Origin of the sequence: Mesorhizobium maamorense, assembly GCF_044998965.1 — a bacterium.
GTDB lineage: Bacteria > Pseudomonadota > Alphaproteobacteria > Rhizobiales > Rhizobiaceae > Mesorhizobium.
Genome location: NZ_CP173356.1, coordinates 6,282,520 through 6,308,279, shown reverse-complemented (window position 1 = coordinate 6,308,279; position 25,760 = coordinate 6,282,520). Strand labels below are relative to the sequence as shown.

Annotated in this window: 24 protein-coding genes, 1 tRNA gene and 1 pseudogene; 19 read left to right on the top strand and 7 right to left on the bottom strand. The window is 63.4% G+C overall.

Annotated features, from left to right (window positions below):
- Nucleotides 1-64 precede the first annotated feature (64 nt).
- The 6 genes from ACIU1A_RS31400 (at nt 65) to ACIU1A_RS31375 (ending at nt 8,874) form a co-directional block, all read left to right on the top strand.
- Complete coding sequence (locus ACIU1A_RS31400) at nt 65-1,942, top strand: extracellular solute-binding protein (RefSeq protein ID WP_404926110.1); 1,878 nt, start codon at nt 65-67, stop codon at nt 1,940-1,942.
- The gene (locus ACIU1A_RS31395) at nt 1,942-3,810 is read left to right on the top strand and encodes an extracellular solute-binding protein (RefSeq protein ID WP_404926109.1); all 1,869 of its coding nucleotides are present in this window, start codon (nt 1,942-1,944) and stop codon (nt 3,808-3,810) included. Before ACIU1A_RS31400 ends, ACIU1A_RS31395 begins: the two co-directional genes overlap by 1 nt.
- 168 nt (nt 3,811-3,978) lie before the next feature.
- Nucleotides 3,979-5,073 (top strand): microcin C ABC transporter permease YejB, encoded by a 1,095-nt coding sequence (locus ACIU1A_RS31390; protein ID WP_140496886.1) that lies wholly within the window; start codon nt 3,979-3,981, stop codon nt 5,071-5,073.
- Nucleotides 5,073-6,218 carry an ABC transporter permease gene (locus ACIU1A_RS31385; protein WP_140624845.1) on the top strand — a complete coding sequence of 382 codons (1,146 nt, stop codon included), beginning with the start codon at nt 5,073-5,075 and terminating at the stop codon, nt 6,216-6,218. Before ACIU1A_RS31390 ends, ACIU1A_RS31385 begins: the two co-directional genes overlap by 1 nt.
- Nucleotides 6,215-7,846, top strand: a complete 1,632-nt coding sequence (locus tag ACIU1A_RS31380; RefSeq protein ID WP_404926107.1) for an ABC transporter ATP-binding protein — start codon at nt 6,215-6,217, stop codon at nt 7,844-7,846. Before ACIU1A_RS31385 ends, ACIU1A_RS31380 begins: the two co-directional genes overlap by 4 nt.
- 86 nt (nt 7,847-7,932) lie before the next feature.
- Nucleotides 7,933-8,874, top strand: a complete 942-nt coding sequence (locus ACIU1A_RS31375) for a glyoxylate/hydroxypyruvate reductase A (protein WP_140496893.1) — start codon at nt 7,933-7,935, stop codon at nt 8,872-8,874.
- 43 nt (nt 8,875-8,917) lie between these two features.
- On the opposite strand, the gene ACIU1A_RS31370 is transcribed toward ACIU1A_RS31375, so the two are convergent.
- Nucleotides 8,918-9,214, bottom strand: a complete 297-nt coding sequence (locus ACIU1A_RS31370; RefSeq protein ID WP_224655872.1) for a hypothetical protein — start codon at nt 9,212-9,214, stop codon at nt 8,918-8,920.
- A gap of 249 nt (nt 9,215-9,463) precedes the next feature.
- Here ACIU1A_RS31370 and ACIU1A_RS31365 point away from each other — a divergent pair, with 249 nt between their 5' ends.
- Entirely contained in the window at nt 9,464-10,474 is a 1,011-nt protein-coding gene (locus ACIU1A_RS31365; RefSeq protein ID WP_404926106.1) for a ligase-associated DNA damage response exonuclease, read from the top strand.
- Between the two features lie 4 nt (nt 10,475-10,478).
- Nucleotides 10,479-12,080 (top strand): cisplatin damage response ATP-dependent DNA ligase, encoded by a 1,602-nt coding sequence (locus ACIU1A_RS31360; protein ID WP_140580457.1) that lies wholly within the window; start codon nt 10,479-10,481, stop codon nt 12,078-12,080.
- Between the two features lie 24 nt (nt 12,081-12,104).
- On the opposite strand, the gene ACIU1A_RS31355 is transcribed toward ACIU1A_RS31360, so the two are convergent.
- A complete protein-coding gene (locus ACIU1A_RS31355) occupies nt 12,105-13,256 on the bottom strand; it encodes a hypothetical protein (protein ID WP_140496901.1) in 1,152 nt (383 codons plus the stop codon).
- Nucleotides 13,257-13,619: 363 nt separating this feature from the next.
- On the opposite strand from ACIU1A_RS31355, the gene ACIU1A_RS31350 reads away from it, so the two are divergent.
- Nucleotides 13,620-13,695: transfer RNA gene (locus tag ACIU1A_RS31350), tRNA-Thr, on the top strand.
- A 27-nt stretch (nt 13,696-13,722) separates the two neighbouring features.
- Here ACIU1A_RS31350 and ACIU1A_RS31345 read toward each other — a convergent pair.
- The 3 genes from ACIU1A_RS31345 to ACIU1A_RS31335 form a co-directional block, all read right to left on the bottom strand.
- Nucleotides 13,723-14,421: a hypothetical protein gene (locus ACIU1A_RS31345; protein WP_404926105.1), complete on the bottom strand. Its 699-nt coding sequence runs from the start codon at nt 14,419-14,421 to the stop codon at nt 13,723-13,725.
- Nucleotides 14,418-15,014 (bottom strand): hypothetical protein, encoded by a 597-nt coding sequence (locus ACIU1A_RS31340; protein WP_224646591.1) that lies wholly within the window; start codon nt 15,012-15,014, stop codon nt 14,418-14,420. Before ACIU1A_RS31340 ends, ACIU1A_RS31345 begins: the two co-directional genes overlap by 4 nt.
- Before the next feature lie 262 nt (nt 15,015-15,276).
- Nucleotides 15,277-16,236: a hypothetical protein gene (locus ACIU1A_RS31335; RefSeq protein ID WP_404926104.1), complete on the bottom strand. Its 960-nt coding sequence runs from the start codon at nt 16,234-16,236 to the stop codon at nt 15,277-15,279.
- A 542-nt stretch (nt 16,237-16,778) separates the two neighbouring features.
- Here ACIU1A_RS31335 and ACIU1A_RS31330 point away from each other — a divergent pair.
- From ACIU1A_RS31330 to ACIU1A_RS31285, 10 genes and pseudogenes are all read left to right on the top strand, one after another.
- Nucleotides 16,779-16,967 carry a YodC family protein gene (locus tag ACIU1A_RS31330; protein ID WP_140550142.1) on the top strand — a complete coding sequence of 63 codons (189 nt, stop codon included), beginning with the start codon at nt 16,779-16,781 and terminating at the stop codon, nt 16,965-16,967.
- A 305-nt stretch (nt 16,968-17,272) separates the two neighbouring features.
- A complete protein-coding gene (locus tag ACIU1A_RS31325) occupies nt 17,273-17,716 on the top strand; it encodes an EF-hand domain-containing protein (RefSeq protein ID WP_404926103.1) in 444 nt (147 codons plus the stop codon).
- A gap of 44 nt (nt 17,717-17,760) precedes the next feature.
- The gene (locus ACIU1A_RS31320) at nt 17,761-18,303 is read left to right on the top strand and encodes an RNA polymerase sigma factor (protein ID WP_404926102.1); all 543 of its coding nucleotides are present in this window, start codon (nt 17,761-17,763) and stop codon (nt 18,301-18,303) included.
- Nucleotides 18,296-18,442 carry a hypothetical protein gene (locus tag ACIU1A_RS31315; protein WP_181171798.1) on the top strand — a complete coding sequence of 49 codons (147 nt, stop codon included), beginning with the start codon at nt 18,296-18,298 and terminating at the stop codon, nt 18,440-18,442. Before ACIU1A_RS31320 ends, ACIU1A_RS31315 begins: the two co-directional genes overlap by 8 nt.
- Nucleotides 18,435-18,884 carry a hypothetical protein gene (locus ACIU1A_RS31310; RefSeq protein ID WP_404926101.1) on the top strand — a complete coding sequence of 150 codons (450 nt, stop codon included), beginning with the start codon at nt 18,435-18,437 and terminating at the stop codon, nt 18,882-18,884. The genes ACIU1A_RS31315 and ACIU1A_RS31310 overlap by 8 nt, the downstream gene beginning before the upstream one ends.
- Nucleotides 18,881-19,330, top strand: a complete 450-nt coding sequence (locus tag ACIU1A_RS31305; RefSeq protein WP_404926100.1) for a periplasmic heavy metal sensor — start codon at nt 18,881-18,883, stop codon at nt 19,328-19,330. Before ACIU1A_RS31310 ends, ACIU1A_RS31305 begins: the two co-directional genes overlap by 4 nt.
- 106 nt (nt 19,331-19,436) lie before the next feature.
- The gene (locus ACIU1A_RS31300; RefSeq protein WP_140496949.1) at nt 19,437-19,733 is read left to right on the top strand and encodes a GCG_CRPN prefix-to-repeats domain-containing protein; all 297 of its coding nucleotides are present in this window, start codon (nt 19,437-19,439) and stop codon (nt 19,731-19,733) included.
- 169 nt (nt 19,734-19,902) lie between these two features.
- Nucleotides 19,903-20,136, top strand: a pseudogene (locus ACIU1A_RS31295) (hypothetical protein); the annotation flags it as partial.
- A 94-nt stretch (nt 20,137-20,230) separates the two neighbouring features.
- Nucleotides 20,231-20,953 carry a hypothetical protein gene (locus ACIU1A_RS31290; protein ID WP_404926099.1) on the top strand — a complete coding sequence of 241 codons (723 nt, stop codon included), beginning with the start codon at nt 20,231-20,233 and terminating at the stop codon, nt 20,951-20,953.
- Nucleotides 20,931-21,971: a sulfatase-like hydrolase/transferase gene (locus tag ACIU1A_RS31285; protein WP_404926098.1), complete on the top strand. Its 1,041-nt coding sequence runs from the start codon at nt 20,931-20,933 to the stop codon at nt 21,969-21,971. The genes ACIU1A_RS31290 and ACIU1A_RS31285 overlap by 23 nt, the downstream gene beginning before the upstream one ends.
- A 15-nt stretch (nt 21,972-21,986) precedes the next feature.
- On the opposite strand, the gene ACIU1A_RS31280 is transcribed toward ACIU1A_RS31285, so the two are convergent.
- Both ACIU1A_RS31280 and ACIU1A_RS31275 read right to left on the bottom strand, forming a co-directional pair.
- The gene (locus tag ACIU1A_RS31280; RefSeq protein ID WP_404926097.1) at nt 21,987-23,570 is read right to left on the bottom strand and encodes an indolepyruvate oxidoreductase subunit beta family protein; all 1,584 of its coding nucleotides are present in this window, start codon (nt 23,568-23,570) and stop codon (nt 21,987-21,989) included.
- Nucleotides 23,563-25,716, bottom strand: a complete 2,154-nt coding sequence (locus tag ACIU1A_RS31275; RefSeq protein WP_404926096.1) for a thiamine pyrophosphate-dependent enzyme — start codon at nt 25,714-25,716, stop codon at nt 23,563-23,565. Before ACIU1A_RS31275 ends, ACIU1A_RS31280 begins: the two co-directional genes overlap by 8 nt.
- Nucleotides 25,717-25,760: the final 44 nt, after the last annotated feature.

Below are 25,760 nucleotides of genomic sequence, written 5' to 3'. Positions count from 1 at the left end.
ACGCGCGGCAAATCATCTAGATTGCCTTTCTGGATGATGGCACGCATCGCGAAGAGGACAGTGGATGACGCTTGGCCGAGTGCTTCTCAAATCGTTGCTGGCGGCGGCCCTGCTGGCCGCGGGGTTGCAGGCGGCCCTGGCCGATGAGTGGCGCACCACTTCATCGCTGATCGGCGAATCCAAATATGGCGACAATTTCCAGCACTACGACTACGTGAACCCCAACGCACCCAAAGGCGGCACGCTGAATTCGGTGGTACTGGGCACTTTCGACAGCTTCAATCCCTATGTCGTGCAGGGTTCACCGGCCGCCGGCCTGGTCGGGTTCGGCGGCGGCCTGCTCTACGACACGCTGATGGAGCAGGCGACCGACGAGGGCAGTGTCAGCCATCCGCTGATCGCCGACGCCTACAAATACCCGGCCGACTTTTCCTCGGCGACTTACCGGCTCGATCCCCGCGCGAAATGGCATGACGGCCAGCCGATCACCGTCGATGACGTGATCTGGTCATTCCAGGTGCTGAAGGCCAACAGCCCGATGTACAGCCGCTATTTCGAGAACGTCACGGATGCCGTGGCCGTCTCGGATCGCGAAGTCGAGTTTCATTTCAGCCAGAAGGGCAACCGCGAGCTGCCTAAAATCCTGGGTGACCTCGCCGTGCTGCCGAAACACTGGTGGGAAGGCACGGATGCCAACGGCAAGAAGCGCGACGTCACCAGGCCGACGCTGGACCCGCCGCTCGGCTCCGCCGCCTACAAGATCGCCAGCTTCAAGCCTGGCTCGGAAATCGTCTGGCAGCGCGTGCCGGACTATTGGGGTGCCAAGCTGCCGGTGAAGGTCGGCCGCGAGAATTTCGACAGGCAGCGTTTCACCTACATCCTTGATGACAATGCCGCCTGGCAGGCCTTCACCAAAGGCGGACTTGACGACATCAAACCGGAAAACAGTTCGAAGCGCTGGAAAACATTCTATGATTTCCCGGCGGTCAAGTCCGGCGATGTCATCAAGCAGGAATTCAAGACCACCTCGCCAGAGCCGATGCAGGCTTTCATGCTCAACCAGAGGCGCCCGCTGTTCCAGGACCGCCTGGTGCGGGCCGCGCTGACCTATCCTTTCGACTTCGAGACGATGAACCGTACGCTGTTCTACGGGTTCAACACCCGCACCAGCAGCTATTTCCAGGGAACTGAACTGGCCTCCAGCGGCTTGCCGCAAGGCAAGGAGTTGGAAATTCTTGAACAGTATCGCGACAAGCTGCCGCCCGAACTGTTCACCCAGGAATTCAAGCTGCCGGTCTACGATTCGCCGCAGGCCGAGCGGAAATACCTGAAGCAGGCAGTCGACCTCTTCGCCAAGGCTGGATGGGTGATCAAGGGCGGCAAGATGATCAATGCCAAGACCGGCGAGCCGTTCAAGTTCGAGATACTCGGCTGGAACGACACCGACCAGGTCATCTCCAGCCCCTATATCGCCAATCTGCGCAAGATCGGCGTCGACGCCACGTTGCGCATCATCGACCAGACCCAGTACGTCAACCGCGTCAACAATTTCGACTACGATGTCATTATCGGGCAGCTCGGCCAGTCGGAATCGCCTGGCAATGAGCAGCGCGACTTCTGGAGTTCCAAGGCCGCCGACCGGCCGGGGTCGCGCAACTACGCCGGCATCAAGAACCCGGTCGTCGATGCCCTGGTCGATCGCATCATCTTCGCCACCGACCGCGAGGACCTGGTTGCCGCCACCCACGCGCTCGACCGCGTGCTGCTGTGGAACTACTACGTCGTGCCGCAGTACTATCGAGCCGTGGTCTGGCTGGCTTACTGGAACAAATTCGGAATTCCCGCCAAACAGCCGAGCTATATCGGCGCCGACCAGAATTCCTGGTGGATCGATCCGGAGAAGGAAAAGGCGCTGGCGGCCAAATACAAGGGCGACAATTGATGGCGGTGCTGCCCCGTCGCGATTTCCTGGGCCTGGGCAGTGCCGCCGCTGTCGCCGCCCTGTTGCCCGGAAAAGCCTTTGCCAATATTGCGACCGGCACCAGACTGCACGGCCTGTCCGCTTATGGTGACCTCAAATACAAAGCGGATTTCGCGCATTTCGACTACGTCAATCCGGACGCACCCAAGGGCGGCCAGATGAATTTCGCGCCGCCGAACGCCACGCTCAACCAAAGCTTCCTGACCTTCAACACGTTGAATTCCCTGGTGTTGAAAGGAGATGCGCCGCCGCGCACCGAACTCTGTTTCGATTCCTTGATGGCAAGCGCGCTCGACGAGCCGGATGCGGTCTACGGCCTGCTTGCCGAGTCCGTCACCTTGTCGCAAGACCGCAACGGCTTCCGCTTCGCGCTGCGACCGCAAGCGCGTTTCCACGACGGCTCGCCGCTAACCGCCGAAGACGTCGTCTTCGCGTTGAAGCTTTACAAAGAGCAAGGGCATCCGAACCTTTCCCAGGCGTTGCGGTATATGACCGACGCGGTCGCCGAGGATCCGCTCACCCTCAACCTTACCTTCAACGGCGAACAGTCCGCGCAAAACATCCTCAGGATCGTGGCGATGCCGATCGTGTCCAAGGCCTTTTATGCGGTCAATGATTTCAATGCCTCGACGATGACGCCGCCGCTCGGCTCGGGACCATACAAAATGGGGCGAGTGGCCGCGGGACAGACAGTCGAATATGAGCGCGTGGCCGACTATTGGGGCCGCGACCTCCCGGTGAATCGCGGCCAGTATAATTTCGACCGTATCCGCATCGACTTCTATCTCGACCGGCAGGCGGCGTTCGAAGCCTTCAAGAAGGGCGACACCCATTTTCGCGAGGAGTTTACCGCGCGGGTCTGGGCGACCGGATACGACTTTCCGGCGCTCAAGGACGGCAAGGTCGTCAAACGGGAATTTCCCGGCGAGAAGACGCCAGACATGCAGGGCGTCGCACTGAACCAGCGTCGTGCGCAATTCCGCGATGAGCGGGTGCGACGGGCGATCGCCCGGTGTTTCGATTTCGAATGGATGAAGCGGGCGTTGTTTTATGGCTCTTACGAGCGCTCTCAATCGAACTTCGAACGGTCGGATTACAAGGCCGAAGGCTTGCCCTCGCCTGAGGAATTGGTCCTGCTGGAGCCATTCCGGGCCGAGTTGCCACCGGAGGTTTTTGGCGAAGCCGTGACGCAGCCTCTGTCCGACGGGTCAGGCCATGACCGCAAGCTGCTGGGCGAGGCTTCGAGATTGCTCGCGCAAGCCGGCTGGAAGCGGGCGGGCAATTTCGTCGTCAACGACAAGGGCGAGCGGCTGCGGGTGGAAATGCTGACGGAGGATGACGGCATCGTTCGCATCTACACCCCATGGTCCGAGAATATGAAGGCGATCGGGATCGACGCTTCGATCCGACAGGTCGATTCGGCGCAATATGAACAGCGGCAGAGCGATTTCGACTTCGATCTTACCGTGCTGCATTGGTCGATCGGGGCGACGCCGACTGACGACAGCCTGGAGATGCTCTATGATTCTCGAATGGCGAAAATCCCGGGGCAGCGCAACTACCCCGGAACAGAAAGCAAGGCCATCGACGCGTTGATCGTGGCAGCCGGCAAGGCGCAAAGCCGGTCCGAACTCGTCACCGCGCTCAGAGCGCTCGATCGGGTCTTGCGCGCGCGGCTGGACTGGATTCCAACATACTATCTGGCGAATCACCGCGTCGCCTATTGGGACATGTTCGGCTTCGTCGAGCAAAAGCCCGATTTCGGCTTTCCGGTCGAGACGCTGTGGTGGTTCGACAAGGGCAAGGCGGCAAAAATTGGCAAAGGCTGAATTTCTTGCGGGCGTAAGCACCGCCCCTCACCTGCCTGCCCGTCCTCCGCAGCAGCTGCGCCGCAGCTGCGGAGGGTGGACCGGCATCCTCGGCCCGTATAGTGACGGGGAAAGAGGCGCGTTCATCGACGGTTTCGTCAATCACATGCGTCGGGAGGGCACCATCTGATGGGCGCCTATATCCTGCGCCGCATCCTTTTGATGATCCCGACCCTGTTCGGCATCATGGCGATCTCGTTCGCCGTCATCCAGTTTGCCCCCGGCGGCCCGGTCGAGCAGGTCATCGCCAAGCTGACGAACCAGGGCGGCAGCGATCGTCTGGGCGGTGGCGGCGGCGATGCGGGCGGTGGTAATTTCGATGCCGCCGGCGACGTCGGTTCAAAATATCGCGGCGCGCAGGGGCTCGATCCGGAATTCATCAAGAAGCTGGAGAAGCAGTTCGGCTTCGATAAGCCGCCGCTCGAGCGCTTCGGCCTGATGCTGTGGAATTATATCCGGTTCGATTTCGGCGACAGTTATTTCCGCGACATTTCGGTGCTCAACCTGATCCTGGAAAAAATGCCGGTGTCGATCTCGATCGGGCTGTGGATCACGCTCCTGTCCTACCTGATCTCGATCCCGCTCGGCATCCGCAAGGCGGTGAAGGACGGCAGCCCCTTCGACATCTGGACCAGCGGCGTCGTCATCGTCGGCTATGCCATTCCGGGTTTCCTGTTCGGCATCATGCTGATGGTGCTGTTTGCCGGTGGTTCGTTCTGGGACTGGTTCCCGCTGCGCGGCATCGTCTCGGACAATTGGGACCAGTTGTCATGGCCGGCCAAGATCGGGGACTATCTCTGGCACATGACCTTGCCGCTGACGGCGCTGGTGCTGTCGGCCTTCGCCACGACGACGTTGCTGACCAAGAATTCCTTCCTGGAGGAAATCCGCAAGCAGTATGTGGTGACCGCCCGCGCCAAGGGCCTCTCGGAACGGCAGGTGCTCTATGGCCATGTCTTCCGCAACGCCATGCTGATTGTCATCGCCGGTTTTCCCGGCGCCTTCATCTCGGCCTTCTTCACCGGTTCGCTGCTGATCGAAAACATCTTCTCGCTCGATGGGCTCGGCCTGCTCGGCTTCCGGTCGGTGGTCGAACGCGACTATCCCGTGGTGTTCGCCAACCTCTACATCTTCTCGCTTCTCGGCCTGTTCGTCGGATTGCTGTCCGACCTCATCTACACCTGGGTCGATCCGCGCATCGATTTCGAGCGGAGAGACGTTTGATGTCGGAGGCAAGTGTTACCGCCGGGGTCGTGCCGGAGCGGATGCCGCGGCCGTTTCTGTCGCCGCTCAACAAGCGCCGCCTGGAGAACTTCAAGGCCAACCGGCGCGGCTACTGGTCGCTGTGGATCTTCCTTGTCCTGTTCGTGCTGTCGCTGTTCGCCGAATTCATCGCCAACGACAAGCCGATCATCGCCTCCTACAAGGGCGAGATCCTGTTTCCGGTGCTGGTCGCCTATCCCGAAGAGAAGTTCGGCGGCTTCTATGCCGTCACCGACTATCGCGACCCGGTGATCCAGGACGAGATCAACGCCAATGGCTGGATGATCTGGCCGCCGATCCGTTATTCCTACCAGACCGTCAACAACGCCATTCCCGAAGCAGCCCCGGCCAAGCCGTCCTGGCAGTATGACGCCAAGACGCGCTGCAACCAGTACCCGAAAGGGGCTGATGATCCGGCTTGCACCATCGGTAACTGGAACTGGCTGGGCACCGACGACCAGGCGCGCGATGTGCTGGCGCGGGTCATCTACGGTTTCCGCATCTCGGTGCTGTTCGGACTGATCCTGACCGCCGGCTCGGCTCTGATCGGCGTCGCGGCCGGCGCCCTACAGGGCTATTTCGGCGGCTGGACGGACCTGCTGTTCCAGCGCTTCATCGAGATATGGTCGGCGATTCCCGTGCTCTACCTCCTGCTCATCGTCGCCGCCATACTGCCGCCGGGCTTCTTCATCCTGCTCGGGCTGATGCTGCTGTTTTCCTGGGTGGCGTTGGTCGGCGTGGTGCGGGCCGAATTCCTGCGCGCGCGCAATTTCGAGTACGTCAACGCGGCGCGCGCGCTCGGCGTGCGCAACCGCACCATCATGTTCCGGCACCTGTTGCCCAACGCCATGGTGGCGACACTGACCTTCCTGCCGTTCCTGCTCTCAGGCTCGATCTCGACGCTGACCTCGCTAGACTATCTCGGTTTCGGCCTGCCGCCGGGCTCGGCCTCGCTCGGCGAATTGCTCAAGCAGGCGCAGCGCAATCTGAACGCGCCATGGCTCGGCATTTCCGGTTTCGTGGTCATCTCGCTGATGCTGTCGCTGCTGGTCTTCGTCGGCGAGGCGACACGCGACGCCTTCGATCCGCGCAAGACGTTCCGATGAGCGAGCCTCCCCTGCTCTCGGTCCGGGACCTCAGCGTCGCCTTTGCGCAAGGCGGACAGCAGTCGCTGGCCGTCGATCACATCTCCTTCGACATCGCCAAGGGCGAGACGGTGGCGCTGGTTGGCGAATCCGGCTCCGGCAAATCGGTCTCGGCGCTGTCGGTGCTGAAGCTCTTGCCCTACCCCAGCGCAAGCCACCCCTCGGGCAGGATCCTGTTCCAGGGCGCCGACCTGCTCGCCATGAACGAGAAGCAACTGCGGCAGGTGCGCGGCAACAAGATCACCATGATCTTCCAGGAGCCGATGACCTCGCTCAATCCGCTGCACACGATCGAGCAGCAGATCGTCGAGATCCTGAAGCTGCATCAGGGCATGGCCGACCGCCCGGCCAAGGCGCGCACGCTGGCCCTGCTCAACGAGGTCGGCATCCGCGATCCGCAGAAGCGGCTCGACGCCTACCCGCACCAGCTCTCCGGCGGCCAGCGCCAGCGCGTCATGATCGCCATGGCGCTGGCCAACGAACCGGAACTCCTGATCGCCGACGAGCCGACGACGGCGCTCGACGTCACCGTGCAGGCTCAGATCCTCGAGCTGCTGGCCGGCTTGAAAAGCCGCAAGGGCATGTCGATGCTGTTCATCACCCATGATCTCGGCATCGTGCGCAAGATCGCCGACCGGGTGTGCGTGATGACCAAGGGCAAGATCGTCGAGATGGGGCCTACCAAGGACATCTTCGCCAATCCGCAGCACGCCTATACGCGCCATCTTCTGGCGGCCGAGCCCAAGGGCAAGCCACCCGCGGCCAACAGCGCCGCGGCGCCCGTGATGACCGGCAAGGACATCAAAGTCTGGTTTCCGATCAAGCAGGGCTTCTTCCGGCGCACCGTCGACCATGTGAAGGCGGTCGACGGCATCGACGTCACCGTGCGGGCCGGCCAGACGCTGGGCGTGGTCGGAGAGTCCGGGTCGGGCAAGACCACGCTCGGCCTGGCGCTGGCGCGGATGATCTCGTCGAGCGGAACCATCCAGTTCAACGGGCGCGACATCAACCAGCTCTCGTTCAACGCCATGCGCCCGCTCAGGCGCGAATTGCAGATCGTCTTCCAGGATCCTTTCGGCTCGCTCAGTCCCCGCATGTCCATCGCCGAGATCATCGAAGAAGGCTTGAAGATCCACGAGCCGAAGCTGTCGCTCGACGAGCGCGACGACAAGGTGGTCGACGTGCTGAAGGAAGTCGGGCTCGATCCGGCGACGCGCAACCGCTATCCGCACGAATTCTCCGGCGGCCAGCGCCAGCGCGTCGCCATTGCTCGCGCCATGGTGCTCAACCCGCGTTTCGTCATGCTGGACGAGCCGACCTCGGCGCTCGACATGAGCGTGCAGGCGCAGGTGGTCGACCTCCTGCGCAGCCTGCAGGCCAAGCATGACCTCGCCTATCTCTTCATCAGCCACGACCTCAAGGTCATCCGGGCCCTGGCCAACGATGTCATCGTCATGCGCAATGGCCAGATCGTCGAAGCCGGTCCTTCCGAACAGATTTTTGAAAAGCCGCAAACCGACTATACTCGGGCGCTGATCTCGGCCGCCTTCAAGATAGAAACCGCCCCGACGGGGGTCGTCAGCGAGTGACTCCTTCCTTCGCAATTCCGGTCGGAAAGCCGCCTTGCGCCTTTCCCGCAATTGCTCCAAACCGAACAACAGGACAAAATCCATAAATGGAAAAAGGCAAAATCCTGCTTGCCGTCACCGGCTTTCACCCGCAGCGCTGGCGCGAACTGCTGTCCGCAGAGCGCGAGGTGGTGCTCGAGCCGGACGGCGCCAGCGATCCTTCGATCACCTATGCGGTGGTGTGGAAACAGCGGCCGAACCTGTTGGGGTCGCTGCCCAATCTGCGCGCCATCTTCTCGATCGGCGCCGGTGTCGACCACATCTTCTCCGATCCCAGCCTGCCGGACGTGCCGATCGTCAAGGTCGTCGCCGGCAACCTGGCCCAGCACATGACCGAATATGTCGTCTGGCGGGTGCTCGATCATCACCGCCAGGGCCTGCTGTACCGGTCGCAGCAGCCGAAGAAGATATGGCGCGAGCCGGCGCAGCGCACCGCTGAAGATATCTCTGTCGGCATCATGGGGCTCGGCAGTCTCGGCCGCGCGGCGGCGTCGGCGCTGCTGTCGCTCGGCTTCGCGGTCAATGGCTGGTCGCGCACCGACCGGCCGATGGAAGGTGTCGCGACCTATTGCGGCGAGGCCGGGCTGATCCCGTTCCTCAATGCCACAGACATACTGGTCGTGCTGCTGCCGCTGACGCCGGATACCAAGGGTATCATCAATTACGGCGTGCTGAAGGAATTGCGCAAGCGCAACGGTCTTGGCGGCTCGGTGCTGATCAATGCCGGTCGCGGCCGCCTGCAGAAGGATGCCGACATCGTGCGCGCGCTGGACGACGGCACGCTGAAGGAAGCGAGCCTCGACGTGTTCGAGGTCGAACCGCTGCCGAAGACCAGCCCGCTATGGGCCCATCCGAAAGTATTCGTGACGCCGCATGCCGCGGCCACGTCCGATCCCGTCCACCTGGCGCCGATCATGCTGCGCCAGATGGACGCCTTCGAGCGGGGCGAAAAGCTGGAGAACCTGGTGGACCGCAAAGCGGGATATTAGGCCGCTGGCATGTGGTCATCGGGATCGCCTTAGGCGACATGCGTCAGCCGGGCAGAGCGAACTTCTTCTGCTTGTCCGGCTTGCCGCAATCGCGGCGCTCGATAGACCGGTTCATGGCGTCGATCTCGCCGCTTGCCTTGTCGGCATCGCGCTTGGTCTTGGAGCGGATATCCGGAATGAACGGGCCGAAGCCCATCGCGGGGTTGGAGAATGTCGGCTTGGCCTGCTGGGACAGATTGTATTGCCGAGCCAGGGCGTTGCGTTGCGCCAGCAACTGGCCGCAAGGCACGCTGTCATATTGCAGTGAAGACTGGACGTTTTCGTCCTGGCGCTCGGACATGGAGTTGCCGACACAGCCCGCCATAACGAGGCAAGAGGCCAAGGCCATCATGTTCCAGCGCATGGAAAATCCCTCCGTACGACACTGCCCCGACATAATCCGGCATGCGATTGGGGCTTTTTCGCAGCAGAGGCACCCACAGGCCTCAGACCGCGTCGCCTGACTGCTGCCCGGCGCTTGGCTGTAGGCCGAGTCAGCAGTCTCTTGCAACAGGCTTCCCGCGCCCGAATTAGCCACTATCTTGGAACAATGAGCGCCAGCGACCTGCTCCATCCCCGGCCCGAGGGGCTTTACTGCCCGCCGGGCGACTTCTTCATCGACCCGGTGCGGCCGGTCAACCGGGCGCTGATCACGCACGGCCATTCCGACCACGCACGCTCCGGCCACGGGTCGGTGCTGGCGACGCAGCAGACGCTGGACATCATGGAACTTCGCTATGGCGAGGGTTTTGCAGGCACGACACAGACGGCAGGACTGGGCGAGCGAATTGCCCTCAACGGCGTCGACATCAGCTTTCATCCGGCCGGCCATGTGCTGGGCTCGGCGCAGATCGCGGTCGTGCATCAGGGCATGCGCATCGTCGCCTCCGGCGACTACAAGCGGCAGCAGGACGCGACATGCCTGCCGTTCGAGCCAATCGCGTGCGACGTCTTCATCACCGAGGCAACATTCGGCCTGCCGGTGTTTCGCCACCCGCCGGACGAGGAGGAGATCGCGCGGCTCCTGAAATCGGCGGCGCAGTTCCCCGAACGCTCGCATCTCATCGGAGCCTACGCGCTGGGCAAGGCGCAACGGGTGATGCGTCTGTTGCGCGACGCCGGCTACAACAGGCCGATCTATATCCACGGCGCGCTGGCCAAGCTCAGCGACTACTACCAGAGCCAGGGCATCGATCTCGGCACGCTGGAGCCGGCGACAGTGGAGAGCGCCAGCAAGGATGATTTCACCGGCGCCATCGTCGTCGGTCCGCCGGCCGCCTTCGCCGATCGCTGGGCGAGGCGCTTTCCCGATCCGATCTCCTGCTTCGCCTCGGGCTGGATGCGCATCCGCCAGCGCGCCAAGCAGGGCGGCGTCGAGCTGCCGCTGATCATTTCGGATCATGCCGACTGGGACGAACTGACCGCCACGATCAAGGAGACCGGCGCAGAGGAAATCTGGGTGACACACGGCCGCGAGGAGGCGCTGGTGCGCTGGTGCGAACTCGAAGGCATCGCGGCGCGGCCACTGCATCTGGTGGGGTATGAGGACGAGGGCGATTGATGGCATGAATCGCTTCGCCGAACTGCTCGACCGCCTTGTGCTGACGCCGTCGCGCAACGGCAAGCTGACGCTGCTGACTGATTATTTCCGCAGCGTCGAGGATCCCGATCGCGGGCTGGCGCTGGCTGCTATCACCGGCGATCTCAACATCGCCGCGATCAAGCCGGCGATGCTGCGCATGCTGGTGACCGAACGCATGGACCCGGTGCTGTTCGGCTATTCCTACGACTATGTCGGCGATCTCGCCGAGACCGTGTCGCTGGTCTGGCCGCAGACGCCCGGAACCATACCGAACCGTGAGCCGACGCTCGGTGAGGTGGTCGCGAAGCTGCAGGCGGCGAGCCGCTCCGACGGCCCGAAAGTGCTGTCAAACCTGCTCGACAGTGCCGGCATCTCGGCCCGCTTCGCCATCATCAAGCTGGTCACCGGCGGGTTGCGCATCGGCGTGTCGGCGCGGCTGGCCAAGCAGGCACTGGCGGATTTCGGCAAGGTCGACGTCGCCGAGATCGAGGAACTCTGGCACGGGCTGTCGCCGCCGTACACAGCCTTGTTCGCATGGCTGGAAGGCAAGGCCGCAAAGCCCGAGAGGGCCGCGCGGGCACTGTTCCGGCCGGTGATGCTGTCCAACCCGGTCGGCGACGGCGATCTCGAGAGGCTCGACCCCGCCGATTACGCGGCCGAGTGGAAGTGGGACGGCATCCGCGTCCAGGCGGTGTCGGAAGGCGGCATCCGCCGGCTCTATTCGCGCACCGGCGACGATGTCTCCGGCGCCTTTCCCGACCTCGCCGAGGCGATGATTTTCTCGGCCACGCTCGACGGGGAATTGCTGGTCGGCGATCCCCGGGAAGCGACAGGGACATTCTCGGATCTCCAGCAGCGGTTGAACCGCAAGACGGTGTCACTGAAGATGCAGCAGCAATATCCGGCTTTCATGCGTTGCTACGACCTTTTGCAGGTCGGCGCGGAGGATTTGCGGGGATTGCCCTTCCGGGAGCGGCGCGTCCGCCTCGAAAACTTCGTGAAAACGCTCGACCCGAGCCGCTTCGATCTTTCGCCATTCGTCGCGTTCTCGGACTGGCAGGCGCTGGAGGAACTGCGCCGGGCGCCGCCGCACCCGATCATCGAAGGCGTGATGCTGAAGCGCTGGGATTCGCCCTATGTCGCCGGCCGGCCGAAGGGGCCCTGGTTCAAATGGAAACGTGACCCGCACACGGTGGACGCCGTGCTCATGTACGCCCAGCGCGGCCACGGCAAGCGCTCGAGCTTCTACTCCGATTACACGTTCGGCGTCTGGTCCGGAGCGGAAGGCGAGGAGGAATTGGTGCCGGTCGGCAAGGCCTATTTCGGCTTCACCGACGAGGAATTGAGGCAGATCGACAAATATGTCCGCGACAACACGATCGAGCGTTTCGGGCCTGTGCGCTCGGTGCGCGCCGACCGTGACAACGGGCTGGTGCTGGAAGTCGCCTTCGAAGGGCTCAACCGTTCGACGCGTCACAAATCCGGCGTTGCCATGCGCTTTCCCCGCATCTCGCGGCTGCGCTGGGACAAGCCCGCCAACGAGGCCGACCGCATCGAGACGCTGCAGGCGCTGCTCGATCGTTGATCGCACCCTCTCCGGTGCCGGCGCTCAAGGCTCGACGGAGACGCGTATCTCGTAAATGTTGACCGCCTTGCCCTGCTTGTCGAAATCGGAGTTGATGGCGATCGTTCCGGCCGAGCCGGGCCGCTTGTCAGGGAATTTCACGTCGAAGAGATATTCGTTGCGCTGCTGGCCGACCGCATAGCGTTTGCGGCCGCAATCACCAAGCTCGCCGAAATTGCAGTCGACCGAGATCTGCGTGTCCTTGCCGTCCTCGGCGCGGGCGACGATATCGAACACGGCGTGCTTGCCGGCGAGCTTCTCCAGCACGCCTTGCCCGACATCGAAGCTGATCGCCGAACCGGAAGCGCCGGACTGGATGCGCAGGAATGGCCCGGAATCGTCCTTCATCGTTTCCGCCTTGGCGTCCGACGGAGCGCTGACATGCGCCGGGTCGGTGGGCGAAAACACGTTGATCCAGTTGCGCGCCTGATCGGCAGCGCCGGGCTTTTCCGGCCCGGTCTCGCCATCGGCCGGTGTGAAATCGTCGTCCTCGACGGTCGGCGGCGCTTCGGGCGGAGCGGTGTCGAGCTGAGCCTGGGTCTTGAAGACGCCGGTCTGCATGGCGAAAAACAGCCCGATGCCGACCGCGGCGAGCAGCGTCACGGTGAGGAAGATGGCGGTCAGCGGCAGCCGCCGGCCCCTGATGCGCCTCTCGTCGCGATCGGGCGCCACTTCAGCCGTCGCCTCGGACGAAGCGGGAGCCGACATGTCGATGGACGGCACGCCGGAAAGGGTCGCGTCGGGCATGATGTCTGGAACGACCGGCAAGACGCGTGAGCGCGGGGCATCGGCAGCCGGCTGCGCAGGCTCGTCGACGGAAACTGCGGGCGGTGCGGCGCTCTCGCCGGTTGCGGCGGGTGCGGCCGGGCTCGCCGGAAGCTCGACCGCCGGTGCATCGGACTCAGCCTGGGGAGCGACATCCGGCACCGCCGGCAGAAACTCGGATTCGATTTCGGTGATCTTGGCCTGGATCGCCTTGCGGCGCTTGATGGCGACTTCCACCGTCACGCCGGGATTGGCCTGGAGCGCACGGTCGAGCGCGGCGAAAGCCGAGCGATAGACCTTCTCGCGGTACGCGCGGTCCTCGGCATTGCCTCTTTCGAGGGCGTTCCGGATCGCTTTTTCGATCGCGTCCAAGCGAGATCCCTCTGTGCGTTGCCCAAACCTCGCCATGATCGTTAGCCGCAGCCGACCAATCAATCAACGGGCGAGCGTCCGCATTCTGCCTCGTTGGAGTGTCCAAAGTCCATCTTGGCGGTATTCCGGCAACGAAATCAACATGCTTCATTGATCTTTGCCGGCAGGGAGGCACGGGGCCAGGCGCAATGTCCCGGCCGATCGGTAAGGGCGTGGCAGCCGGCTTTGTCGGCGATGTGTCGGGGCGGAACGACGCGCAACACGAATTGCCGGGCCGCATCCTGAATTCGCGATCGCCCATCTTGAATTCGCCGTCGGTTGAGTCTATCACCCAGCCCATCTTGGAGGCCTAACGCTTCCCGGGCCGCTTTAGCTCAGTTGGTAGAGCACATCATTCGTAATGATGGGGTCGCGTGTTCGAGTCACGCAAGCGGCACCACTTCCCCAGCCCCTGCTGACGTCGCCGTCATGGCATCTGCCCCTGCCACAAGGGTAATCCACTTTCGGCCGCGAAGTCTTTATCCTCCGCGTAGATCGGTTCGCCTCTTCTCACCACCCGCCGAAGCAGGGCCGCATCTTCGTTGGCGTGATATCGAAAGGCGTTTCGGGTGTCGTATCCGTGCCCGGCCTGGGACAGGGAAAACCCGCTGACGACGACAGGGGCAAAACCGGCGAAACGCGCCAGTATGATCGCGAAGGCCCCGGTGGAGATCTTCCGGTGCCAGCCGCGGAACATATGATACTTGCCGCTAAGCTGCCAGACGACGCTGGCAAGCTGCCATTTGGTAAGCGCCTGCAAGGTCTCATAATGATAGTCGAAGGTGCGACAACCGGCTTTCAGCTTGTCCTCGACATCAGGCCAAACCGGGATGATCAGGTGCTTTGCCTGCCGTCCTCTCAACAAATCACGCTTGTAGAAATCCTGTTCGCTGGCGTCGACAAAAATGCCGCGGCGGATCACGGCGATATCAGGAACGGGGAGGCCGACGGTTTCCGCCAAAAGCTGGGAAGCATTGACGGTCACAAGTGCCCAATCGGCATCATGTCCCTGCGGGAGGCGAAAATTCGGCGCCGACCCCATCACCAAGGCGGGACCCGTGGCCCTGGGCAGGCGAAGAATTGGCTTTGAGAAGGCTGGCAAGAGATCCGAAAGCGGAGTTTTCATCCGGGAATCTGAACCGCCTGTTCCTCAAACGCGCGCAGGATGCTCTCTTCCCGGCTCCACAATTCGTCCCATTGCGTGGTGCCGGACCAACCCGCAAACCAAGGGCCGCCGAGCGTATAATGCGCCAGCGAGACATCGGCGGGATCGAGTTCGGAAGCCGAAGCCCCGACGAGGTAGTTCCACGCCAGGGGCAATTCGCCGATCTCATGGTCCTCAAGCCATTTGAAGGCGTGGAGGTCACGTCCGGGCCACGTATTGAGCATCTCCTTGGTCAGCCGCTTGTTGGCGGGATGATCCAGATTCCATAAAACGACCGACGACCAGTTCTTGCGGCGATAGAACGTCTGCGTTTGTCCGTCCATCTTGACCGCTTCGGATTCGCGTTGCTGGTGCTTGACCGCCATGATCGCGTAGGAAGGATCGAGCAGATCGAGCAGTTTGACCGGATCCTTTAGAAACAGGACGTCGCAATCGCAGAACATGGCCCAGCCGCTTTGCCCCATGAACGGAACGGCAAAGCGCGATATGGCAAACTCGGTCGCCATCGGCGCCTCGGAAATCGGGCACCAGAGCTTACCGTCACGTACTTCCATCGGCCGCGTCATGATTCCTTGGGCTACAAGGTCCTTGAGCACGAGCGGCTGTATCTGCAACGGGGTGCTTGTCCGCCGATAGGCGCTCCATCGCGCCACGTCTAGAACTCGGGATTCGCGCGGATCATAGCCAATGTAGATTGGTATCATGTGGCAGTTCTGTAATCTGATGTGAATTTAGACGAATCTAGCATGGCAGCACTGCACGCGGAAGACCAGAAGCACATTCGCAATGCCGTGTGTCCGGGTTGCCACGAGCGTTTCATCTCTGAAGGTGTCGATGGTGTTTTTGCGCGACAAGAGCCAAGCAACCGGCATCGCACCTCTTCACGACGGAGCTGTCGAGCGGATCGTCGCGCTCACATTTGAGACAGCTCACCAGCAAGCCACATCGACCGTTGTTATTGGACCTCACATCTCCTGGCCTGGCCCGTCCAGAGTGGCAGACCGAGCGAGTCCGCCACGTGCGGATCGCTCGTATAAAGGGGAAACCGAGCGCCAACAGCGCCAGCAGGGTGGCACGATCGGAACCGACGTGCATCCGGTCGATGTTCAGTTTGTTGTACACATGGCCGTGCGAACCTGGGTCAATACCCGTGATGATCACGGCCGGCGCGCCGTTATGCAAGGCGTAAAGGACCGCCGTGATCCCGGTCGAGAACTTCTCCTCCAGATGCATCTCGAAATTGGGCACACCCATCACTGCTTCGTAGAGCGCCATGCGCTGGTGACGGGTCATCGTGCGCAGGTCGCGACAGCGGTAGTTGAAGGCCGCGATGTTGCAGCGCAATTCCTCCATCGTGCGGTGTGCACGCACAATCCAGAGCAGATCGGTCTCCTGGCCGGTCAAGACGGCGCGCACGGCCACAGCGTTGGGCTTGGTCGCGTCAAGTTGGTTGACGTAAAGAAATGTCGCGTCAGGGGTTCCCATCCCCCAGCGGGCAGTCACGGTCTGCGAGCCATTCACAGTGAAGAGTGTAAAAGCATCGCGCTGAAAACCCACCGGCGGATTCGAGACCGGCGCGGAGCCCACGACGAGGACCGGCTTTGTAAGCGGCACAGGGTGCCGTGGCGCCTGGGGATGCAGCAGGCGATATAACAGTTTCCGCTTAACCACCAGAAGCGGGTGATCGAACAAGCGCTTGCGCAGCGGCTTCTGTGCATCGGGATTCGCTGCGCTATGCTCTGCAATCTCCAGAGCGATCCCCTTGGCCTTCGCCAAACCGGCCTCCTCTCAATGCTTTCCCGGGCATGTACTCCCCCCTGCCAGCCGGCGTTGATCAGCGGCTTGATCGTTGGGGCAGGCAGCAACCATAACGTGACGAATCATTTCCTCCGGCGCTCTGATGGGACCCCTTCGCTTTTCCCCAAGCGCTTCAAGCCTCTCTCGCTCAATGTCGCAACTCTACTGTATTCGGCACGAGACTGCATGCGGGTTGCTGTTGTTTGTTGCTTCTGATCACGGTTCGATAGAACTCCGTCCGAAACTCATGGTGCCAGATCGGCAGCATCGCCGAAGCGATAGCCGCGCTCAATACTCGGCAGAGGGTCAATCTCCACCAGCCGAACAGGAATTTCAACATCCAATTTCGACAACCAACGGCAAGACACATTGCTGCAACTGCGACCGAATCTACAACTGGGACCGAGACCCGACCTCAAAACGCCGCCTGGCACTGTGGATCGCGATGCGGCCGAATGCATCCGCCATTGTCGAGACGGAGGTTTGATGTGAAACTCCCGGCGTCAGCATGGGAGGTCAAAATGCCCAACAGTTTCAAGACCGGAGACGTCGTCAAGCTGAAGTCCGGAGGCCCGAAGATGACGATAAGCGACGGTGCCGCCTCCGGCACATATATGTGTCATTGGTTCAACCGCGAGGGCGATGTATGGACCCCGCAGCATGCCGGCTTCAAGCCGGACCAGTTGGTGATGGCGGACCAATCGACATAGAGCGGTTCACCGTTTCGCGGAAACGGCGAAACGCTCTATCTCTTTGTTTTTGCGCAATTCCCAACGAAAAGCGCTACGCGCTTTTCCCGGGAAAACCGTACACATTTTTCTTGGAATTGCTCAAGTTCCTGCCCTTCAGCTGAAGGGTTCGAACAGGGCGCAAGCAGCGCCCGATCGGGCGCGTTGTTGCGGCATGCGCCTGCTGGCCCAAAAGTCACCGACGGATTTCTACCGCCGCTGCGTTTAACGGGAGAAGCGTCGCCACGGCACAATGCCATGGCAGCGCGCCAACCGGAGACGCCAGCATGATACGCCGTTCGATCCTTGCCGCTGCCTTGAGCCTGCTGACCGCCACGGCGTTCGCCCAGACGGCGACACAGCCTCCGGCCGCGACGTCCCCTTCTGCACCGCCCCCCGCTGCCGCGCCAGCCACGTCAAAGACCAGGCCCGACATCACGCTGGCCAAGTTCCAGAAGCGGCGTGAGAAGGCGATCATGGCCGCCGACACGGATGGCGACGGCAAGATCAGCCTGCTGGAATGGGAGGCCCTCCAGGCAAAGCGCGGCACCAAGGGCGACCCGACACAGTCCTTCGCGCGCGCGGACTCGAACCATGACGGCTTCATCGACCGCGCCGAGCTCGATGCGTTCTTCGCCCAGCGCTTCGCCAGGCTGGACAAGAATGGCGACGGCGTTCTGAGCGTCGACGAAATGCCGGGCCATAAAACCGCTCCCAAGGCGGAGCAATGAACGGGGGTAATGGCACGCGATGACCATCAGGGGTGCGCCAGCCGATGAGCGCGGATCCGGACGAGGATCTGGTTCGTCGTATCGGCGCCGGCGATCCGGCGGCCGTGCAAACGCTGGTCGCGCGCAAACTGCCGCGTATCCTGGCGCTTGCCGTGCGCATGCTGGGCGACGCGGCGGAAGCCGAGGATGTCGCGCAGGAGACCTTCGTCCGACTCTGGCGCCATGCCTCGGGCTGGCGGCGCGGCAATGCCCGCTTCGACACCTGGATCCACCGGGTGACGCTGAACCTCTGCTACGACCGGCTGCGCCGCCGCCGCGAATGGGTGACAGACGATCTGCCGGAGGTGATGGACCCGGCGCCGCTTCCGGATACCCAGCCGCGGGAAGACACGTGGCGCGTCGAACAGGCCTTGCGAGCCATCGCGCCGCGGCAGCGCGAAGCCATCATCCTGGTCTACTATCAGGACATGTCGAACATCGAGGCGGCCACGACCCTGGAGATCAGCGTCGATGCCCTGGAGAGCCTGCTTTCGCGCGGGCGCAGGGCGCTGCAGGCGATCCTGGCCAGGGACGATGTCCATGAATGAGAACCGCGCCGCCATGAAAGCGCAGCGTTCGCGCCTTGCCGACACCGCCTGGCAGCCGGCTCCGATGATCGCCGCGCCGTGCGGGCACGCGATGCCAGCGGGCAAGGGGCCAACAGGCAAGGGAAAGACCGATGTCTGACCGATCCAGGGACGCACCGACGATGGATGCCGAACGCTTTGCCGCGCTGGCGTCAGCCTATGGCGGCGACTTGCGGCGATGGCCACAGGCCGAACGCGCGGCGGGCAGCATCCTTGCCGCAAGCGACGCGGGCGCGGCCATTCTGAGGGATGCCGGCAAGCTCGATGCCCTGCTCGACAGCTATCGCGTCGAAGCGCCCGGCAAAGCGCTGCACGGCGGCATAGTGAGGGCTGCCGACGGTCATCTCACCCAACGCTCGCGCCAGCGCTTGTGGTGGCTGGGACTGGGACTTGCCGGCATCGGCCTGGCCGGCGCGGTTGCCGGATCGGCTTTGGTGATCGTCGCCACGCCTGAGGTTCAGCCCGATCAGGATGTGCTGGACGCCAATGCGACGGCGTTCGGCGATGCCGGTCCCGACGACACCATCGAGGAAAACCTATGAGCACGGGCCGCAAGCTCCTCATCGCGTCCGTGGCGCTGAACGTCTTCCTGGCCGGCGCCCTTGCCGGCGGGGCCGTCTGGCTGAGAAGTGGCAAGGGGGGCCAGGGCTATTCGCTGGAAGCGGCCGGAGGCCGGCTTCCGGACCAGGAACGCAGGATATTCCGCAAGGCGTTGCGTGAGGTCCGGCGCGAATCCCGCCAGGTCATCCTCGACGGCCAGCAGGCCAGGCGCGAGGCCGCCGACCTGCTGCGGCAGCCCACCCTCGACACGGCAGCGCTGACGGCCGCGCTCGAGCGGGCCCGCAACGCCGACGTCACCATGCGCATGCGGCTGGAGCAGCGCATCGTCGAGTTTGCCGCGGCAAGTTCGGCCGAGGATCGCGCCGTGCTGGCTGAGGCGCTGACAAGACGCGCCGGGTTGCCGCCGGCGCCAAAAAAATCGCCATAAGCACCGACGGAATGCGCCGAAGCCGCCGTTTAAGGCAAGAAGGGCACACCTGCCGGACCGCCTAGTGCGAACAGGTTTTCAACTTCGAGACCATTTGGAGTATCTCATGAACCGTCTGACACAATACGCGGCCGCCGCCGCGCTTGCCTTGACCGGAACGGCCGCGACCGTTGCGGCGGCATCCGCCACGCCGATGCTGGCCCAGCCAAGCGCCCCGGCGCTGATCGAGCATGTGGCATGGGGTTGCGGCCCCGGCTGGCATCCCAACCACTGGGGGCGCTGCGTGCCCAATCGGGGGGTTGTGTATCCGCGTTATTACCGGCCCGGCCCGGTCTTCCACGTCTGGCACCCCCATCCTGTCTGGCACCCACATCGGGTCTGGCACCGCTGGCGTCACTGGTAAGCGTGCGCGGGGGCCAGCCGCTTCACCGGCCTGGCCCCCTCGACCGCAGCAACCGATCCGACCTGAGCGCATCGCGCCGAAAACGGGTTCATGCGCCGCGCTGGGCCTGAACAAGGAGCTGACGTGGCTATCCCGGCCAAAGGCTCCATGCCGCCGGATGCCGCCCTGGTCGGTGGTGCTGCTCGCCGGCGGCGCGATCAAGGGCGGCCGCATCATAGCCGACTGGCCGGGCCTGAAGCCGGGCCAGCTCTACGACCAGCGCGATCTGGCGCCGACCAGCGATGTCAGGGCGGTGCTGAAAGGCCTGCTCGCCGACCAGTTCGGGCTTTCGGCGGCGGTGCTCGTCGACAAGGTGTTCCCGGAGTCCGCGACGGTGAAGCCGATGCGCGATCTGGTCGTCTGAATTCCCGTTGCACACCGCGATTAAGGTTAAATTTACTATGGAATTGTTCGAAAGCTGCAAATGACACAAAGCTCCCCCAAAGGAACGCACAGACATGTTCGTGGGGAAAGCCATATCTCGACTTCAAGGGCCTTTGCGGGCCTTCTGCCATCCGCTGGCGCTGGTGCTGATCAGTCTTGCGGGCGTTTTTGGCGCCGGCCGGGCCGAGCATGAATGGCTGTCGGTGCCGTTCTCGCTGACATTGGTGGCGGCGCTCGCGGGAGCGGTGTTCCTGACATCGGGGCGCCTCGCCTTTTCCGTCTATCTCGCCTGGATGGCCGTTGCCCTGGTGACGCTGATCTCGGCGGTCAAGTTCCGGATGAAGGGGTTCTCGCTGCACTTCTACGACACGATCTTCGTGTCCTCGGATCCGGGAGTGTATCGCTTCCTGCTCGGCTCCTATCTCCACCTCATCCTGCCTGTCGCCGCGGCGTTGGTGGTTGGCATCGCCGCAGCGATCCTGATCTTTCGCGCCGACCGGAAGCTTGGCTGGCCCGCATCGGCGCGCGCCCTGCTTCTGGCCCTCCTCGTCACGCTGGTGCCGCTGACCTTTCCAGCCGAGGCTTCGAAGGACCGGTACTTCTATTATATGCAGGGCCGGCACATGTCGGCCTTCTTCATCTCACTGATGGATCTGCGCAACCTGGTCGTCGAGCCGGCGTTCGAGCAGCGGCTGCAGGCCGTCGCGCCACAGCCACCCTTTCGCCGACACGGTCGACTGCGGCGACCGGGCAGCGCTTCCCGATATTTTCTTCGTGTTGAGCGAAAGCCAGTCTGATCCAAGCTATTTTCCGCAGATCGCCAGCGGTGCGGGATTCCTGCAGCGATTTGCACCTGCCGCCGGCGAGCCCCGCCCGATGCAGGTCGAGACGTTCGGCGGCGGCACCTGGATCAGCAATTTGTCCTTGATGACCGGGGTTTCGGCCACCGATTTCGGCTGGCGAAGTCCCTATCTGACGATCACGCTACAGGATAAGGTCGCCGGCGCGTTGCCGGAGTTGCTGGCGCGCTGCGGCTATCGAACGGCCGTCATGACGCCGATGGACTTTACCTTCGTCAACGAGGGGCCTTTCTTGAAGTCGATCGGGTTCGAGAACGTCCTCGACATCAAGGATATCGCCGCGCCCTTCTACCATCTGCGCGACCGTTTCTATTATCACGCGGCGGAGGCATTCATCGCCAAGCACCGCCGGGAAGACGGCCGGCCACTGTTCCTCGAAATCCAGACCATGTTTCCGCACTCGCCCTATGAGGGGCGGATGGAGCCGGGATTGAAGATGGAAGGCGAGCCTTTCGCGGACGATTTCCAGGTCGGCGAATATCTGCGCCGCATGGCGATCGCGCGCGGCGACCTTCAGGATTTTCTCAAGCAACGGGAAGCGGAGGCCGGCACGCGCGGCGCCGTGGTGCTCGAATTCGGCGACCACCAGTCCTCGGCAACCAAACCGTTTGTCGATGCGACCGCAGGCAGTGACGCGCTGGCCAAGCTTGACTCGCTCGCCTATCGCACCTTCTACACCCTCACGACGTTCCATCATCCACTGCGTCACCCGATGCCCGATATGGCGTCGCTCGATATTGCCTTTCTCAGCGCAAGCCTGCTCGATGCCGCCGGCCTGCCGATGTCACCCGTCATGTCTGATCTGGTGCGGTTGCGTGACCATTGCGGCGGCAGGTTCCATGGCTGTGCTGACCGGGCCGAGGTGGATGCACATCTGCGCCGCCGCGCCGATTCAGGACTGCTGCATCTTTTCCCGCAAGCTGCGCCGCTTCATTCACAAGTCGAAACACAGTGACGGCGCGACGCGGCCTCAGTGTGTCGGCCCGGCTCCCAGCGTCGCCACCGTCTTGAGGGCACCGTCGAGCATGTCGCCCTTCTCGTCCTTCAGCGCCGCCTCGCGCAGCCGCCTGATCCAGTCAGCGGCGTCGGCGCGCCCCTTGAGCAGGTCGAGCGCCGACAGCACGCGGTCGAACTTCGACTGGGCACGGACATGGGTGTCGCTGTAGCCCTTGATCAGCCGGCGGCAGTTCAGGATCTCGACGGCCAACGCATAGTCCTCACGCGCATGGCCCAGCGCCAGCGCGTACCAGCTCTCCAGATGCGCGGCTTCCACCTTGTGGCGCAGCAGGCGGCGGCGCCAGCGGCGCAGGCCGCCGATGAACCACAGAGCGGTGAAACCGGCAAAACTATCGGTACGGATGCGCCGGCCGCGATTGATGCGACGGTCAAGGAAGGCGGCGAGCTTCGGCCGGTTCTCGATGTAGCTGCCCAGCCCCGCCGGCAGCGTGCCGCAGAACTCCTCGATGCGCGGATGGAAATACTCGGTCACCTGCAGGACCGAGCCATCCCTGACGCCGACCTCCTTGCGCACGCGCCTGTCGCGGGTCGAGCGCGTCTTCAGGTCGGCGACGCGGATCATGTCGTCGTAGCATAGGGCGTTCGCCAAATGCTTGGCGGCGGCGATCGAGAGGGCATAGGCTCGATCAGGCCCGTCCAGCACGACGGCTTTGTCCAGGCGGTCGAGATATTCGCGTCCGTAGGCAATGTCCTGATAGTCCACGACCTTTCGCAGACCGCGCAGCGCCATGTCGCGCACCGCCACGGGCATCACGTCGATGCGGGCGGCCAGGGCCTGCCAGCCTCGCAGGAGGTCTTGCGGGCCACTCACCTGTCCAGCGGCCAGGGCGGAGCCGACGACAGCCGCTTCTGCCGACTTTGGCGCAGCCGATGATGCCGTGCCGCGCGCGCGATCATAGGCGGCGGCGAAGGCGGCGAGGCTGGCCTTGACGCCGCGGCCACCGGCGCCGATCGCCTCCTGGTAGCTTTCGCGCGTGAACGGCAGAGCGTCGGAGCCGGCCAGCGCGCCAAGCAGACTGGCCGAGATCATCGAGCCGCTGTCGGCGGCGATCTTTTCCATATCGAAAGCGATGAAGCGCTTCGATGCGGCTTCAGCCGTCGCGTGCACCTTCGACGACGACGCCCTGCCGTCGCCGGGCTCGATCTTTTCCGATACGGCGGCGATGCGGTGCGAGGAAGTGATCAGCGTCGTGCGGTCGGGAGTGACAAAGCCGCGGATAATGGCGCGGCCGGCTTCCATCAGCTCGGCAGCGATCAAAATGTCGACGTCGCCTTGTGAGGGCGACAGCGCGAAGACCGGCAGGCGGCCGGTGTCACGGGCCATCTCGACATAGTAGATGGTGGCGCCGGTGCGCTGGGCGACGCCGGCCACCGAGGTCGATTGCGCGACGTAACCGTTGCGCTCCGCGACGTCGGTGATCCAGTCGGCAAGGACGCCGCCGCCCTGGCCGCCGACGGCAAGCACCGCAAGCTTGATAACGCGTTCGTCGTCGGCGGCGCCTGTCTTCGGGCGCAGTGAGGCGTTGTGATCAAGCATCGGCGAACACCAGACGGCGGCCTTCGCGGCGACGCTGCAAAAGCCCGATGACCGCGCGCCGGGCGCTCTCGAGGAAGCGGTCCCAGCGGCTCGGATTGTGCACGACATCGGCGCGATAGAAGGACGGGCACAGCACCGCCGCATCGGCGACTTCGCCGCAATTGCCGCAGCCGACGCAGTTCTGATCGATGCTCGCGACAGGATCGTCGCGCAGCGGATCGTCGAGCGACTTCACCGACAGCGACGGGCAGCCGGACAGCCGCATGCAGGCGTGGTCGCCGGTGCAGATATCCTCGTCGACACCGAACTTCGGCTTGACGACGCGCGTCCCACCCTTGATCGCCTTGTCGACCAGGGGCTTTTCGCGGCGCTGGCGGTTGAGCATGCATTCCGACGAGGCGACGATGACTTTCGGGCCTTTCTCGTCCGTGGTCAGCGCCTCGCGCAGCGTGTCCTGCATCTTGCCGACGTCATAGGTGCGGTCGACATGGCGCAGCCACTTGACGCCCATGCCTTTCACGGCCTCGGTGATGGGATGCTTGGTCGACTTGGTCTTGTTGCCGGCGCGGGACGACAGGATATCCTGTCCTCCCGTGGCGGCCGAGTAGAAATTGTCGACGATGACGATGACGCCGTCGTTCTTGTTGAACACCGCATTGCCGATCGAGGAGGTCAGGCCATTGTGCCAGAAGCCGCCATCGCCGACGAAGGAGATCGAGCGGCGCTTGGCGTCGGGCGAATTGAAGGCCGAGGCCGAGGCCGGGCCGAGCCCGTAGCCCATTGTGGTGGCGCCGAGTTCGAAGGGCGGCATGATCGAGAACAGGTGGCAGCCGATGTCGGACGCGATGTGGTGCTTGCCGAGTTCCTGTTCGACCAGTTTTGTCGCGGCAAAGATCGGCCGCTCCGGGCAGCCGATGCAGAAACCGGGCGGTCGACCTGGAACGACATTGATCAGGTCCGCCGTGTCGACGCCGTCGCCGACCTTGTTGGGAGCCCGCACTTCGCCGGGCAGAAGATGCGGCGCCTCGGTGCGCAGGAAGGCGCCGATGCCGTCGAGCATGACCTGGCCGGTATATTCGCCAGCCATAGGCAGGTGCTCCTTGCCGACCAGGCGGGTGCCACGCCCGGCCTTGTGCAGCATGGCGGCAAAGGCCTGTTCGATGTAGTTGGGCTGGCCTTCCTCGACGACCAGCACCGCCTGCTTGCCTTCGCAGAAAGACAGGAATTCGTCGTCGATCAACGGATACACGGCATTGAGCACGTAGAGCGGCACGTCGGTCTCGCCATAGGTATCGGCAAGGCCGAGCCGCTGCAAAGCGCGGATGACGGAATTGTACATGCCGCCCTGCATGACGATGCCGATGGAGCCGTGATCGGAACCGAAGAACTCGTTGATCTTGCGGCTCTTGATGAAATCCGCCGCCGCCGGCCAGCGCTTCGCGACCTTCTCCTTCTCGTGCAGGAAGGAAGCGGGCGGCAGCACGATGCGGCCGGTGTCGCGGCGCGGCGCCTCCAGCGCATCGGCCACCGTCATCGGCGGCCGCTTGTTGTCCTTGGCGATGAAATGGCCATGGACATGGCAGCAGCGGATGCGCACCTGCAGCATGACAGGCGTGTTGGAGGCCTCGGACAGCTCGAAGCCGTCTTCCACGGCCTTGACGATCGAGGGCAGGTTCGGGCGCGGATCGAGCAGCCAGACCTGGCTTTTCATGGCGAAGGCATGGCTGCGCTCCTGCATGATCGAGGAGCCCTCGCCATAGTCCTCGCCGACGATGATCAGCGCGCCGCCGGTGACGCCGCCAGATGCCAGATTAGCGAGCGCGTCGGAGGCGACATTGGTGCCGACCGTCGACTTGAAGGTTGCCGCGCCGCGGATCGGATAATGCACCGAGGCCGCCAGCATGGCGGTGGCGGTGGCTTCCGAGGCGCTCGCCTCGAAATGCACGCCGAGTTCGCCCAGAATGTCCTGCGCGTCGGCCAGCACATCCATCAGATGACTGATCGGCGCACCCTGGTAGCCGCCGACATAGCCGACGCCGCATTGCAGCAGCGCCTTGGTAATGGCGAGGATGCCTTCGCCGGCAAATTCCTCGCCGGCGCCGAGCCTCAGCTTTTCGACTTCCTTGGCAAAAGACCGTTCGGCCATTTTTGGCCTCCTTCCGTTGCCGCCCGGCTTCGGCGGCGCGTAGC

Excerpts from the sequence above, each read along its gene's own strand:
- ACIU1A_RS31400 (WP_404926110.1), top strand. The coding sequence starts at position 65 with ATGACGCTTGGCCGAGTGCTTCTCAAATCGTTGCTGGCGGCGGCCCTG.
- ACIU1A_RS31395 (WP_404926109.1), top strand. The coding sequence starts at position 1,942 with ATGGCGGTGCTGCCCCGTCGCGATTTCCTGGGCCTGGGCAGTGCCGCC.
- ACIU1A_RS31390 (WP_140496886.1), top strand. The coding sequence starts at position 3,979 with ATGGGCGCCTATATCCTGCGCCGCATCCTTTTGATGATCCCGACCCTG.
- ACIU1A_RS31385 (WP_140624845.1), top strand. The coding sequence starts at position 5,073 with ATGTCGGAGGCAAGTGTTACCGCCGGGGTCGTGCCGGAGCGGATGCCG.
- ACIU1A_RS31380 (WP_404926107.1), top strand. The coding sequence starts at position 6,215 with ATGAGCGAGCCTCCCCTGCTCTCGGTCCGGGACCTCAGCGTCGCCTTT.
- ACIU1A_RS31375 (WP_140496893.1), top strand. The coding sequence starts at position 7,933 with ATGGAAAAAGGCAAAATCCTGCTTGCCGTCACCGGCTTTCACCCGCAG.
- ACIU1A_RS31370 (WP_224655872.1), bottom strand. The coding sequence starts at position 9,214 with ATGTCCGAGCGCCAGGACGAAAACGTCCAGTCTTCACTGCAATATGAC.
- ACIU1A_RS31365 (WP_404926106.1), top strand. The coding sequence starts at position 9,464 with ATGAGCGCCAGCGACCTGCTCCATCCCCGGCCCGAGGGGCTTTACTGC.
- ACIU1A_RS31360 (WP_140580457.1), top strand. The coding sequence starts at position 10,479 with ATGAATCGCTTCGCCGAACTGCTCGACCGCCTTGTGCTGACGCCGTCG.
- ACIU1A_RS31345 (WP_404926105.1), bottom strand. The coding sequence starts at position 14,421 with ATGAAAACTCCGCTTTCGGATCTCTTGCCAGCCTTCTCAAAGCCAATT.
- ACIU1A_RS31340 (WP_224646591.1), bottom strand. The coding sequence starts at position 15,014 with ATGGAAGTACGTGACGGTAAGCTCTGGTGCCCGATTTCCGAGGCGCCG.
- ACIU1A_RS31330 (WP_140550142.1), top strand. The coding sequence starts at position 16,779 with ATGCCCAACAGTTTCAAGACCGGAGACGTCGTCAAGCTGAAGTCCGGA.
- ACIU1A_RS31325 (WP_404926103.1), top strand. The coding sequence starts at position 17,273 with ATGATACGCCGTTCGATCCTTGCCGCTGCCTTGAGCCTGCTGACCGCC.
- ACIU1A_RS31320 (WP_404926102.1), top strand. The coding sequence starts at position 17,761 with ATGAGCGCGGATCCGGACGAGGATCTGGTTCGTCGTATCGGCGCCGGC.
- ACIU1A_RS31315 (WP_181171798.1), top strand. The coding sequence starts at position 18,296 with ATGAATGAGAACCGCGCCGCCATGAAAGCGCAGCGTTCGCGCCTTGCC.
- ACIU1A_RS31310 (WP_404926101.1), top strand. The coding sequence starts at position 18,435 with ATGTCTGACCGATCCAGGGACGCACCGACGATGGATGCCGAACGCTTT.
- ACIU1A_RS31305 (WP_404926100.1), top strand. The coding sequence starts at position 18,881 with ATGAGCACGGGCCGCAAGCTCCTCATCGCGTCCGTGGCGCTGAACGTC.
- ACIU1A_RS31300 (WP_140496949.1), top strand. The coding sequence starts at position 19,437 with ATGAACCGTCTGACACAATACGCGGCCGCCGCCGCGCTTGCCTTGACC.
- ACIU1A_RS31290 (WP_404926099.1), top strand. The coding sequence starts at position 20,231 with ATGTTCGTGGGGAAAGCCATATCTCGACTTCAAGGGCCTTTGCGGGCC.
- ACIU1A_RS31280 (WP_404926097.1), bottom strand. The coding sequence starts at position 23,570 with ATGCTTGATCACAACGCCTCACTGCGCCCGAAGACAGGCGCCGCCGAC.
- ACIU1A_RS31275 (WP_404926096.1), bottom strand. The coding sequence starts at position 25,716 with ATGGCCGAACGGTCTTTTGCCAAGGAAGTCGAAAAGCTGAGGCTCGGC.